Here is a 12429-nt window from a genome sequence, read left to right on the forward strand (position 1 = left end):
TTGGAGAAGTGACCCATGTCTCGTCATGTGATGCGCGGCTGTCGACGAGTGCTCCGCGTCCTGGTGAGCGCTGTGGCTGTCACCGCTGTGCTGGGCTCGTGCTCCCCAGATCAGATTTCGCTCGCCACCGAGGAGATCGACGTCTCGCGGGGGGTCGGGAGCCTTCCGGAGGAGGAGGTCGGCTGCGCACCATCCGAGGGCGTGCTTCGTGATGGCCAGTTGGGTGAGAAACCGCGATGCGCCGTGCACGGTCCGCCCCGAGACTTTCTGATCACATCCCTGAAGCCCATGAACAGTGGCGCCGTCAGTTATCGGACCCAGCGGGATCGCGTCACGATGGAAGATGGATCCGCGATGGACACCGCTGTCTTCGTCTGTGATCAGAAGGCCGACTCCTGCCCGTTCGCCGTGCGGGCCGTCATGACGACGGACGACAGAGCCCGCGGCATGACCGAACTGCAGGCGAGTGTGAAGCTGATGGCCGATCACCCCCTTCCGCCGGACCTCGCGGTTTCCGTCGCCGGCACGGGAAATCCTCGGATGACGATCAATTCGGACAGAACCGTCGTGGAGATTCAAGGACGCGTTCGCGACACCTGGGGGATCCAAGTGTTCGGCTCGATCGCTGTCAGGGGAGCCGACCTGCGTATATGCGCCGATGTGACGGCGAAGAGCGATGAACTGTCCGGCATCACCGTGATAAAGCAGTGCTCGTAGTGAGCAGGATCTGCACACAGAAGGCGAGGCCTGCCGTAACAGCAGGCCTCGCCCCGAGTGAGTGCCCGGAATCAAATGCGTGGGGCTATCTGAATCGGCGCAGCCGGAGGCTGTTGCTGACCACGAAGACGCTGGAGAAGGCCATCGCGGCACCGGCGATCATCGGGTTGAGCAGTCCGGCGGCGGCCAGTGGCAGCGCGGCCACGTTGTAGGCGAACGCCCAGAACAGGTTCCCCTTGATCGTCCGCAGCGTGCGGCGAGACAGCCGGATCGCGTCCGCCGCCACCCGCAGGTCGCCGCGGACCAGGGTGAGGTTGGCGGCCTGGATCGCGACATCGGTTCCGGTGCCCATGGCCAGCCCGAGGTCGGCCTGCGCGAGCGCCGCCGCGTCGTTGATCCCGTCACCGACCATGGCGACCTTCCTGCCCTCTGCCTGCAGCCGCCTGATCACCTGGACCTTGCCGGCGGGCAGCACCTCGGCGATCACCTCGTCGATCCCGACCTCGGCGGCCACCGACCTCGCGGCGGCCTCGTTGTCGCCGGTGAGCAGCACCGGGGTCAGCCCCTGCGCGTGCAGCATTCTGATCGCCTCGGCGCTGGTCGGCTTGACGGTGTCGGCGACCACGAGGATCGCGCGTGCCGCGCCGTCCCAGCCGACCGCGACAGCCGTACGGCCGGCCTCCTGGGCGGCCCGCAGCGCACGCTCCAGGTCGGCGGGCAGGTGCTGGGACCACTCGGCGAGCAGCCGGGGCCGCCCGACCAGCACGGCGTGGCCGTCGACCACGCCCTGCACGCCCAGGCCCTCGACGTTGGCGAAGTCCTCCGGTGCGGGCAGGTCCCCCACCCGCTTGGCCGCCGCGCGTGCGATCGCCCTGGCGATCGGGTGTTCGGAGGCGTGCTCCAGCGCGCCGGCCAGGCGCAGCACCTCCTCCTCCGCCACGCCTTCGGCGGTGACGACCTCGACCAGCTTCATCCTGCCCTCGGTGACCGTGCCGGTCTTGTCCAGCACGACCGTGTCGATGCCGTGCGTGGACTCCAGCGCCTCCGGCCCCTTGATCAGAATGCCGAGCTGGGCGCCGCGACCGGTGCCGACCAGCAGCGCGGTCGGCGTGGCCAGGCCGAGCGCGCAGGGGCACGCGATGATCAGTACGGCCACCGCCGCGGTGAAGGCCGCCCCCGCACCATGACCGGTGCCGAGCCAGAAGCCCAGCGTGCCGACGGCCAGCGCGATCACGATGGGCACGAAGATCCCGGAGATCCGGTCGGCGAGGCGCTGCACCTGTGCCTTGCCGGTCTGGGCCTCCTCCACGAGGCGGGCCATCTGGGCGAGCTGGGTGTCGGCCCCCACCCGGGTCGCGCGGACCACCAGCCGTCCCCCGGCGTTGACCGTGGCTCCGGTCACCTGGTCGCCGGGCCGTACCTCCACCGGGACCGACTCGCCGGTCAGCATGGAGGCGTCGACCGCGGACGTCCCCTCCTCGACGACTCCGTCGGTGGCGATCTTCTCGCCGGGCCGTACGACGAACCGGTCTCCCACCGCGAGCCGATCGGTCGGGATCCTGACCTCCCGGCCGTCGCGCAGCACGGCGACGTCCTTGGCGCCCAGCTCCAGCAGGGCCCGCAGCGCGGCGCCGGCGCGGCGCTTGGAGCGGGCCTCGAAGTAGCGCCCGGCCAGGATGAACGCGGTCACCCCGGCGGCGGCCTCCAGGTAGATGTTGCCCGAGCCGTCGGTGCGTTCGATCGTCAGCGCGAACGGGTGGGTCATGCCCGGCATGCCCGCGGTGCCGAAGAACAGCGCCCACAGCGACCAGCCCAGCGCGGCGATCGTGCCGAGCGAGACGAGCGTGTCCATGGTGGCCGTGCCGTGCCGCAGGTTGGTCCACGCGGCCCGGTGGAACGGCAGGCCGGCGTAGACCACGACGGGGGCGGCGAGCGTGAGCGACAGCCACTGCCAGTTCGTGAACTGCAGCGCCGGGATCATCGCCATCGCGATCACCGGTACGGCGAGCGCCACGGCGGTGATCAGCCGGTTCCGCAGCGGCCCGAGCTCGTCGTCCCGGTCGGCACCGTCCTCCTGCCCGGATCGGGAGATCGGCGGCGCCTCAGCCGTACGGGCCTCGGCCGCGATCGTCTGATCCGGCCTGGCTTTCTCGGGCAGCTTGGCCCGGTAACCGGCCTTCTCCACCTCGGCGACGAGCAGCGCGGGGTCCAGGCCCCCGGGATAGCTGACCTTCGCCTTCTCCGTGGCGTAGTTGACCGTCGCGGTCACGCCCTCCAGCTTGTTCAGCTTGCGCTCGATCCGGTTGGCGCATGAGGCGCAGGTCATGCCGCTGATCGAGAGTTCGACCGTGCCGTCGGCGGGGCCCGTGCCACCGGGCCCCGAAGGCCTGCCATCGGTGATGGAAGCCATCACCACTCCTTTCTCGCGTCGTCCCCTGCGTCAGTGGCCGTCGGAATCGTGGCCGTCGGAGTCGTGGGCGCCGGAATCGTGGCTCCCGGAACCCTGCTCCGCGTGGACGGTGAAGGCGGCCGTGTGCACGGTCCCCTCGTGCTTGAAGTCCAGGAACAGACGGTAGCCGCCGGGGCTCGGCGCCTTCGCGTGGAACGCGACTCGCGAGGCGGTCGCGTCGTCTCCGGCGGCCGGCGCCGTACCCTCCGGGTGCACGTGCAGGTAGGCGAGGTCACCCGCGCGCAGCGCGACCAGGTGGCCGAAGGCGCCCAGGTAGGGCTGCAGATCGGTGACGGGCCTGCCGTCCCTGCTCACCTCGAAGTCGAGCGTACCCGCCTCGCCTGAGGCGAGGGTCCCGGTCATCGTGACCGTGTAGCCGTCGACCGTGGCCGTACGGCTCGGCTCGGGCAGCGGCCGCGGTGTCTGATCGCCCGGTGCGAACAGGTCGACGCCGAGCGTCAGTCCGGCCGCTCCCTCCGGGGCGAAGTCGGCGAACGCCCGGTACGCCCCGGGGCGGGGCAGCGTCAGCTTGACCGACCAGATCCCGTCGCCGGCCTCGGCGGGGTGCAGGTGCCGGAACTCACCGAGATCACGCGAGACGACGATCAGGTGCAGCTTCTTCTCGTGCTGGACCTGATAGGCGGTGAGCGGGGAGCCGTCCGGCCCGGTGACGGTGAACCGGAAGTCGACCGGCTCGCCCGGTGTGAGCATGGTGGTTTCGGGGACGAGGGTGTAACCGTTCTGGGACACCTGCAGACCTCCTGGCAGGTCGGCCGCCGCGGGGGTGTCGGCGGCCGTTTGAGCTTGTGTGACGTGGGCGCTGTCGACGTGGGTTTCGTCGACATGGGCGTCGTCGGCGGGGGTGGCGCCATGCCCCTTGGGGGACGGGCCTGCGGGGGTCGTATGAGTCACCACCGGGTCGGTGATCGCGTCACCCGCCGCACTGCCGACACCCAGGGCCGCGGCGAAGATCACGGTCAGCCCGAGGGTGTACGCGCCCAGCTTCACAAGGGCCTCGTTCATTGATCCACCACTTCGTAGCCGGCCTCCCGGACGGCGGCCTCGACCGCCGCGTCATCGGCCGGGCCCTCGCTGACGACCTCCATCAGGCCGGTCTCCAGTTCGACCTTCACCCCGGTGACACCGGTGACGGCCTCGACCTCCTCGGTCACCGAGCGGACGCAGTGGCCGCAGGTCATGCCCTTGATCGTGTAGGTGCTGGTAGCCATCTCAATTACTCCTCTTTGTCCGGAAAGTTCACGGTTTAACCCGGCGATGCTCACTCTAACACCCTACCCCCCTAGGGTATTTCGGCGGGATGAGAGTCCGGTGGTTTTTCCGGACTCTCGGCAGCTCTCGGAACCCCCGAGCCTTTCGGAGGAGCGCTCAGAGGAGGTAGCGCAGCCAGAGGTACGGCACGGCCAGCGCGACGGTGACCAGGGTGACCACCAGGCCGTACTTGGTGAACTGCCAGAAGCTGATCCGCGCGCCGTTGCGCTCGGCGAGGCCGAGGATGACGACGTTGGCCGAGGCGCCGACGGCCGTGGCGTTCCCGCCGAGGTCGGCGCCGAGCGCGAGTGCCCACCACAGCACCTGTGCGCCCCCGTCGGGGAACTGGTGCACGAGGTCGGACACGATCGGGCTCATCGTCGCGACGTAGGGGATGTTGTCCACGATCGCGGACAGGACCGCCGACGCCCACAGCAGGACCATGGTCGTGACACCGAGGTTGCCCCCGGTGGCCTCGGCGGCAGCCGCGGAGACGCGGCCGATGATCCCCGTCTCCACCAGTGCGCCGACCATGACGAAGAGCCCGGCGAAGAACACCAGCGTGGGCCACTCGACCTCGCGGATGGCGTCCTGGGTCGTCACCTTGGTCACCAGCACCAGCAGTCCGGCGCCGAGCAGCGCCACGATCGACGGCTCGTAGTGCAGCACGGGATGCAGCAGGAAGGCGGCGATCACCAGGCCGAGCACGGCCAGGCTCTGGACGAGCATGACCCGGTCCTCGATGGCCGCCTTCTCGTCGAGTTTCATGATCTCGGCGGCCCGGCCGGGGTCGTACCGGAACGCCTTGCGGAACAGCACCCGGCACAGCCCGATGAAGACCGCCATCAGCACGACGACCAGCGGCGCGAGATGGACGAGGAAGTCGTTGAAGGTCAGGCCGGCCCGGCTGGCGATGATGATGTTCGGAGGATCGCCGACGAGCGTCGCCGTACCACCGATGTTGGACGCCAGGGCCTCGGCGATGAGGAAGGGCGCGACGGGCAGGGCCAGCCGCTCGCACACGAGGAACGTGACCGGGGCGATCAGCAGCACGGTCGTGACGTTGTCGAGCAGCGCCGAAGCCACCGCGGTGATCACGAGCAGCAGCACCATGAGCCGGAAGGGCCGCCCCCTGGCGCGTTTGGCCGCCCAGATGGCGAGGTATTCGAACACGCCGGTCTGCCGGAGCACTCCGACGATCACCATCATGCCGAGCAGCAGGAAGATGACGTTCCAGTCCACGCCCGAGTGCTCGGAGAAGAACGCCGACTTGGCGTCGGTGGCGTGGATGAGCAGCAGGATCCCGCCGCCGACCAGCGCGGCCTTGGTCCGGTGCACCTTCTCGCTGGCGATGAGGATGTACGTGGCGACGAAAACGCCCGCCGCCACCCATGCGGTCAGCGTCATGCGCCGACCAACCGGCTCATCAACGCGTTGAGCGTGACCGCGCCCAGCAGCCGGCCGGCGTCGACGACGGCGACGAGCGGGCTGCGGGTACGCGCCATCAGCGCCGCGACCTCCAGCACGGTGGCGTCCGGATCGGTCACCGGGAGTTCACGCGGCCGGTCGGGCAGGGCCCGGCGGACGGTGAGGCCGCCGAGGGTACGCAGGAACTCGTCGGCGTGCGCCTCGTCGATCACCCTGGCCAGCGCGGGGTCGTCCTGGCAGTAGTGCGGCACGGCCAGGCGGAGCACCTGGGTGCCGGGGAGGATCGTGAACGGCCTCCCCCGCTCGTCGAGCACGATCAGCCCGGGCAGGTCCCGCTCGACCATGAGATGCGCCGCCTCGACGACCGGGGCGTCCACAGCGATGGTGGGAATCTGGGCGACGAGATCACGAGCGCGCATGGTTCACCTGCCCGTGGCATACGGTGGTGCGGGTCACTTTTCGCCTTTTCGACAGTTTCGACACTAGGGACAGAGCTGTTCGCCGACCAGGCTTCCCGGCACACCTGGCTTTACCCTATCGGCCCCCGATGGCCTGACGTGACCGGAGGATCGGGTCAACGACACTCGCTGCCGTCCAGTAGCCGCAGCAGGCGCTCCAGGTACGGCGGCACGTTGCGCAGCCGCACACCTTTCCCGTCCGGGCCCCGGCCTGGGCCCCGCTGCCTGAGGCTGGGATGGAGCAGCGCGCGGAGCCCCGACAGGTCGATGAAGCGCAGTTCCGCGGCGTCGACGACGATCCCGCGATCGGGATCGCGCACCCGGGCCAGTGCCGAGGCCAGCGCGGCGCTGTTGGAGACGTCGACCTCTCCGCTCAGCCGGACCGATGAGTCAAGGGACGACCAGGTGACGTGCAGGTGCCGGTCCGTGTAGAGAACGACGTGTCGCGGGTCGCCGTGTTTCGGGTTCCCGCGTTCCGGGTTCCCGCCGATGTCGGCGGGCGGGCTCGCAGGCGGCGTCACGGCTCCCTCACGCGATCCGATCTCGCGTGGAGAGGGAGGTTCTGGTGCGGCGGTGAATGTCGATCCTCGTCACAGCCCTACCTTTCTGAGGGGCAGGATCAGATCAGTAATGCCGAGAGTGGAGCGGAGGCAGATGCGTGTCAATGGCTGGGGGCCATGTTGTCGCACACGTATCCGATCACCTCGGTCGATGAGGCGGGGCCCTCAGGTGAGGTCGCGCGGCGTGATGCTCTCCATCCGGGCCTTCCCGCTGGTGAAGCCCGCCCAGACGGCCTTTCCCCGGGGGCGGATCGGCGTCCAGCCCCACATCTCGCTCACCCCCGCCACGACCTGCAGCCCACGGCCGGTCTCCGCCACGTAATCCGGCTCACGCAGGAGCGGAGGTTCGTCGCTGGGATCGGTGACCACGCAGAGCAGCGCGCGGTACGAGCCGAACAGCAGGAGCCGAACCGGGCAGGGCGGGACGATCGGTCGGCTGAGCCCATGCCGTACCGCGTTGGTCACCAGTTCGCACACCGCGAGCGCCGCGTCGTCGGCGATCTCCGACATCGACCAGCCGCGTAGTACGGCCGTGGTGAAGTGCCGTGCCGTACGGGCGGCCAGGATCTCGCGATTGAACTCCTGCTCGGCGACCCGTAGCGAGTCGTACCGTTCGGCCTCGGAAGGCTGGTCCTCCAGCGGAAGCCAAGGCCATCGGGTTCCGTGAGGAAAGACCTGCTCAAGGATGGTTTGCCACAGTTTCCAGCCGTCGTTATCGGCTTCTGCGAGGGAAGCGCTGTCTGCCCGATAACCAGTCATTGAGAGCCCTACGAGGTTGCTGTCGGAGATGTGGCTGGATGACTCAGTTAGTCATACTGCTCCCATTGGTACCAGTGTGCAAGTACGGATGCACGTGCAACCGCACAAACTTTTTGTAACTTGACTGTGTCCACGACGAAGCGAGGCGTTGGATGACCGCGAGCGACAACGGAATGCCCCCCGCCCGGCCGGGGAAACCCGACTGGCGGAAGAGCCGTCACAGCAATCCCAACGGCAACTGCGTGGAACTCGCCGTGCTGCCCGACGGCCGGGTGGGGATGCGCAACTCCCGTTACCCGGCCGGACCGGTGCTTGTTTACGGCATACCGGACATAGAGAGCTTCATCCGGGCGGCCAAGGAGGGTGAGTTCGATGACCTCATCCGTTGATTTGTCAGACGCTGGGCCGGTGGCCTGGGAAAACAATTGACAGCTTGCGTGACGGAACGTTCGGGGTATCGTGAACCGGGCGTCTGTGACCGGTGCTCGTAAGGACCTGACCATGATCGCCGTCTCGCCAGAAGGTACGTCTCCCCTCCCGGACCCCCTGCCCGTACAGCAAAGCCAGAGCCCCACCGTCCTGCGGATCATGCTGGGTTCTCAGCTGCGGCGGCTGCGGGAGCGCAGCCACATCACGCTCGAAGAGGCGGGGCGGGCGATCCGCGCGTCCCATTCCAAGATCAGTCGGATGGAGCTCGGCCGCGTCGGCTTCCGCATCCGGGACGTCGCCGACCTCCTCACGTTGTACGGCGTACGCGACAGCGGTGAGCGGGACGCGTTGCTGTCGCTCGTCCCCCGGGCGAAGGCCCCCGGATGGTGGCACAACTACGACGACGTGCTGCCATCGTGGTTCGAGACGTACGTCGGCCTGGAGGAGGCCGCCGGCGGCATACGGAACTACGAGGTCCAGTTCGTGCCCGGGCTGCTACAGACCGAGGAATACGCCCGGGCGGTGGTACGGCTCGGCAACGCCGACGCGACGGCCGAGGACGTCGAGCGGCGAGTGCGCCTGCGCATGCTGCGGCAGGCGGTGCTGACGCGGCCGGAGCCGCCTCATCTGTGGGCCGTCGTGGACGAGGCCGTCGTGCGTCGCCCGCTCGGCGGTCGGGACGTGATGCGCGCCCAGCTCGAGCACCTGCTGGAGTTGGTCGAGCTTCCCAATGTGACGCTCCAGGTCGTGCCGTTCCTCGCGGGCGGCCTCACGGCGGCGGGCGGCCCGTTCAGCATCCTCCGCTTCGCGGAGGCGTCCCTGCCCGACGTCGTCTACCTGGAGCAGCTCACCAGCGCCGTGTACCTGGACAAGCGGGAAGACGTCGACCGCTACCTGCTGGTCATGGACCGGCTGTGCGTCGCGGCCAAGTCGGCTTCCGAGACCAAGGACATGCTGCGCCGGCTCGTCGCCGAGCTCTGACCATCAGCTGTCGTGTTCGGTCATCTGGGATAAGTCGTACCGGAATGTGACGTAAGCGGTACGAGGCAATATGTGTCAGGCGCGAATCTCCGGTAAGTGGACTACTGACCATAAAGGGCGCACCGAGGGAAACCGAGGGGCGGTGGGGGACATTGCCGGGCAGCCTGCTCAGTTTGGAGTTCGACCAGGACTCGGTCACCCGGGTGCGGCATCTCGTCGCCAGATCGGCGCGGGACGCGGGCCTGGCCGGCATCACGTTGGAGGACTTCGTCCTGGCGGTGCATGAGGCGGTCACCAATGCGGTCAGGTACGGCATACCACCTCGCGGTATGGCCTTGTGGCGGGAGCCGGAAGCGCTCGTCTGCGAGATCACGGACAGCGGTCCGGGAATCCCCCCCGAGGTCTTCCAGCGGGTCGAGCCGGTCAAGCGGTTCGACTACGGGGGACGTGGGTTGTGGCTGATGGACCTCCTGGCCGACCTCGACGTCAGGGGGGGAGCCGACGGAACGATCATCCGGCTGTCCGTCCCGATTGATCGTTTCCGCTGACAGCGGAGTTTGGGACGCCCCCCTGAACCTGCCCTGAATCTGGTCTGAAGCCGGGCGGCAAACACATTTGCCCTGTTCTGGAGTGCTCTGGGGTGAGGATTAACACCGGTACGACCTGGGCATTTCTGATCTCACCGACCCGAAGTGTGAGTCGTACGACATGCCCAGCGGGCTATCCGTGACCGGCACATTCAGTTCACCCGATTACCGCGCAATCCGGGTCAGCGGCCGATCACTTGCTAGGCTGCAGGGAGCCGAAGAACCGGGGCGTTGTCTCACCCGGCAGGTGAGACCGTTGAGAAGTGGGGTCACACCGTGAAGAAGCTGCTTGTCCTCGTGCTGGTCGCAGTCGGCGGGTTGCTGGTCTGGCGTAAGGTCCAGGCCGACCGCGCCGAGCTCGACCTGTGGACCGAGGCGACCGGTAGCGAGAACTGACCATCTGGATGGGGCGTGATCGTGGCGGAAGGCGCGGGAACTCCACCCGTGAAGCTGGCCTGCCTCGACCTGGCGGGAACCACGATCGGTGACATCAGCATGGTGGAAAGGGCGTTCGCCGAGGCGATCGCCACGCAGGGCATCGTTCCCGGGACCAGTGCATATGCACGGGCGATGGTGCACGTGCACAGGTCTCGGGGATGTCCCAAGCTCGAGGTGTTCCGCGGGATCTTCCCCGACAACGAGGCGCAGGCTCAGGCGGCGAACCTGACGTTCGAGCGGTCCTACGAGGGCGCCCTCGAACGGACCGGGCTCGTTCCCCTGCCCGGCGCAGTCGAGGCGCTTGAGAAACTGCGCGACGCGGGAGTGAAGATCGCACTGATCACCGGCTTCAGCCGGTCCACCCTCGGCCGGGTGCTGAGCGCCCTCGGCTGGGCCGACAAGCTGGACCTGGCCCTGTGCCCGGAGGACGCCGGGCGCGGACGGCCCTACCCCGACATGGTTCTCACGGCACTGCTGCGCTGCGGCATCGATGACGTACGCCACGTGGCCGTGGTCGGCGACTCGGAGAGTGACATGCTGTGCGGGCGCCGCGCGGGCGCGTCGATCGTCGCCGGAGTGCTCAGCGGCGTGCACAGCCAAGAACGCCTCCTGGGCGGCGGCGCCACCCACATCCTCGACTCCATCGCCGACTTCCCCTCCCTGGCCCTCGGCACCGAGGCCGTCACCGGGGTCGCCACCGCGGGGTAGCCACTCCCACTGCTCGCCGGCGCCACTTCCGGCCCGCCGATGGTGAGGACACGGGGTATCGAGTGGCGCCAGGCCGTGCGCTGTTGCTACGGTGTACGAGCCGGACGGCTTCGCGATCTATCGGTTTCCTCAGGTCGCAGGCGCGTTCCCCTAGGGGCCTTAGCTCAGCTGGCAGAGCGCCTGCTTTGCAAGCAGGAAGTCAGGGGTTCGAATCCCCTAGGCTCCACCCACGTCAAAGACCATTTCCCATGATCGAGATGTGGCCTACCTCGCTATAGATGTTCCGGGCCGGTCCTATCCGGGAAGCAGGAGCTATCGGGTCGCTACACGCGTGGATCGGCACGATTGGCAGGACGTGGGCCTTCCAGGTGCTGGTCTGGTGTCGCTGAGCGACTGCGTGGTGGACCTGGTATCGGTAGATCCGAATGGCTGGGACGACTGGTTCGCCGACCCTCATGAGGCCGAGATCACGCGTGAGCACGCTGGCCAGGGCGACTTCAAAGTAGCGTGATCGCGCGTCGGGTCGTGTGTCACCGCTGGCCGTGGACGCGTCGTCGCTAGTGGAGCTGCGGAGTGCCGCATCTTTGATCACGTCGTGATTGCGGCCTGGTCACCGCGATATCTCACCACCTCACCGGACGCGGTGGCCGAACAGCTCTCCCAAACGGGAACCGGACCCACGACTGACTGTCGACTGGACAGCAAGGCGGATTCCCCGAAGATCGGCTATCCGCCCACGCGGGCTCCTGCAAGAGACCAAGTGATCAACAATTAATCGACCATGACGTTGTTGTCGCAAAACCCGCGGTTTTCCAGCAACAACGCCATGATCGCTGGTGTGGCCGCACCTCCTGAGGGTACGACGCCCTGACAAATACCCACGAAACGGAAACACCCGCAGCGGGCCCAACCACCGCGACCGCTCAACGACCCGGGTCGCGTCCCATACCGCCACCTCGCCGATCCTGCTCGGTCTGTGGTCATCATTCTGATGTGCTGTCGCGATCTTAGGGAGATCGTTACCCGCGTCCGGCGGCATAGAAGATTCGAGATCCCCAACATGGCCGGCTCACATTACGCTCCGTAGCCGACTTCGAAGTCGCCCTGGCACGCTGGCAAGCCGGGCTTGCACGTGCTCGGAGTCGGATTCGCCACTGCCGATGTTGCCGGACTGCTGGCCGATATCGCCGCTGGAGGTTGGGACACATCGGCCGGGACCCTCCGGGAACGGCTGGCCCGGCGCGAGAGGTTCCCTACCGCAGCGGCCGACGGTTGGGGTTCGAACTGGTCGGCTTCGACAGCGGGCGCTGGCACACCTGGACCTGCCTCGGAGGCCTCGTCGCCGATGTCTACCGAGCCACCGGCGTCCAGCCGGGGTCCTGGGGGCTAATCCAGGACGAGCAGGAGGCGCGCCGGGCCCCTCAATGGCTCACCGAATCAGGTCTCGGTGACCCCAAGGTGTTCCTCTGGGCTGCCGCACTGCTCACGGACGTCGCACAAGCGACTCTCCAGACCGAGGAATAGTGCACGCTCGGAATAAACTTCCTTCCACCAGTAGACCGAGGGCTCAGTCGATGACCGCTACCGGCTACGGAAGGTGCGTTTGCTTCAAGCGAGTCGTGCCTACTCGTAATGTCAGTCGCACG

General features: G+C 67.8%; 15 protein-coding genes and 1 tRNA gene. 9 read left to right on the top strand and 7 right to left on the bottom strand.

Features of this window, described 5'->3' with window-relative positions; all coding sequences use genetic code 11:
• Positions 1–354 precede the first annotated feature (354 nt).
• Positions 355–717, top strand: a complete 363-nt coding sequence (locus Mth01_RS28190; protein ID WP_204019004.1) for a hypothetical protein — start codon at positions 355–357, stop codon at positions 715–717.
• Between the two features lie 85 nt (positions 718–802).
• Here the strand turns inward: Mth01_RS28190 and Mth01_RS28195 are convergent, their stop codons facing one another.
• The 7 genes from Mth01_RS28195 to Mth01_RS28225 all read right to left on the bottom strand — a co-directional run bounded on the left by Mth01_RS28195 (position 803) and on the right by Mth01_RS28225 (position 7640).
• Complete coding sequence (locus Mth01_RS28195; RefSeq protein WP_204019005.1) at positions 803–3127, bottom strand: heavy metal translocating P-type ATPase; 2325 nt, start codon at positions 3125–3127, stop codon at positions 803–805.
• A 30-nt stretch (positions 3128–3157) separates the two neighbouring features.
• Positions 3158–4189 (bottom strand): hypothetical protein, encoded by a 1032-nt coding sequence (locus Mth01_RS28200; RefSeq protein WP_204019006.1) that lies wholly within the window; start codon positions 4187–4189, stop codon positions 3158–3160.
• Positions 4186–4395 carry a heavy-metal-associated domain-containing protein gene (locus Mth01_RS28205; protein WP_204019007.1) on the bottom strand — a complete coding sequence of 70 codons (210 nt, stop codon included), beginning with the start codon at positions 4393–4395 and terminating at the stop codon, positions 4186–4188. The genes Mth01_RS28200 and Mth01_RS28205 overlap by 4 nt, the downstream gene beginning before the upstream one ends.
• A gap of 157 nt (positions 4396–4552) precedes the next feature.
• A complete protein-coding gene (locus tag Mth01_RS28210) occupies positions 4553–5842 on the bottom strand; it encodes an ArsB/NhaD family transporter (protein ID WP_204019008.1) in 1290 nt (429 codons plus the stop codon).
• Positions 5839–6282 (bottom strand): CBS domain-containing protein, encoded by a 444-nt coding sequence (locus Mth01_RS28215; RefSeq protein WP_204019009.1) that lies wholly within the window; start codon positions 6280–6282, stop codon positions 5839–5841. Before Mth01_RS28215 ends, Mth01_RS28210 begins: the two co-directional genes overlap by 4 nt.
• A 155-nt stretch (positions 6283–6437) precedes the next feature.
• Positions 6438–6842: an STAS domain-containing protein gene (locus Mth01_RS28220; RefSeq protein ID WP_204019010.1), complete on the bottom strand. Its 405-nt coding sequence runs from the start codon at positions 6840–6842 to the stop codon at positions 6438–6440.
• A gap of 204 nt (positions 6843–7046) precedes the next feature.
• Positions 7047–7640 (bottom strand): ATP-binding protein, encoded by a 594-nt coding sequence (locus Mth01_RS28225; protein WP_204019011.1) that lies wholly within the window; start codon positions 7638–7640, stop codon positions 7047–7049.
• 152 nt (positions 7641–7792) lie between these two features.
• Here Mth01_RS28225 and Mth01_RS28230 point away from each other — a divergent pair, with 152 nt between their 5' ends.
• From Mth01_RS28230 to Mth01_RS28255, 8 genes are all read left to right on the top strand, one after another.
• A complete protein-coding gene (locus tag Mth01_RS28230; RefSeq protein WP_204019012.1) occupies positions 7793–8029 on the top strand; it encodes a DUF397 domain-containing protein in 237 nt (78 codons plus the stop codon).
• A gap of 199 nt (positions 8030–8228) precedes the next feature.
• A complete protein-coding gene (locus tag Mth01_RS28235) occupies positions 8229–9050 on the top strand; it encodes a helix-turn-helix domain-containing protein (RefSeq protein WP_239090065.1) in 822 nt (273 codons plus the stop codon).
• 173 nt (positions 9051–9223) lie between these two features.
• Positions 9224–9598, top strand: a complete 375-nt coding sequence (locus Mth01_RS28240) for an ATP-binding protein (protein ID WP_204019014.1) — start codon at positions 9224–9226, stop codon at positions 9596–9598.
• A gap of 315 nt (positions 9599–9913) precedes the next feature.
• Positions 9914–10033 (top strand): DLW-39 family protein, encoded by a 120-nt coding sequence (locus Mth01_RS30005; protein WP_239090066.1) that lies wholly within the window; start codon positions 9914–9916, stop codon positions 10031–10033.
• 15 nt (positions 10034–10048) lie between these two features.
• Complete coding sequence (locus tag Mth01_RS28245; RefSeq protein WP_204019015.1) at positions 10049–10783, top strand: HAD-IA family hydrolase; 735 nt, start codon at positions 10049–10051, stop codon at positions 10781–10783.
• 153 nt (positions 10784–10936) lie between these two features.
• Positions 10937–11009: transfer RNA gene (locus Mth01_RS28250), tRNA-Ala, on the top strand.
• A 153-nt stretch (positions 11010–11162) separates the two neighbouring features.
• Positions 11163–11294: a hypothetical protein gene (locus Mth01_RS30265; RefSeq protein ID WP_275409054.1), complete on the top strand. Its 132-nt coding sequence runs from the start codon at positions 11163–11165 to the stop codon at positions 11292–11294.
• Positions 11295–12055: 761 nt separating this feature from the next.
• Positions 12056–12307 carry a hypothetical protein gene (locus tag Mth01_RS28255; protein ID WP_204019016.1) on the top strand — a complete coding sequence of 84 codons (252 nt, stop codon included), beginning with the start codon at positions 12056–12058 and terminating at the stop codon, positions 12305–12307.
• Positions 12308–12429: the final 122 nt, after the last annotated feature.

The sequence above is a fragment of the Sphaerimonospora thailandensis genome (genome assembly GCF_016863115.1).
In the GTDB taxonomy this organism is placed as follows: Bacteria; Actinomycetota; Actinomycetes; order Streptosporangiales; family Streptosporangiaceae; genus Sphaerimonospora; species Sphaerimonospora cavernae.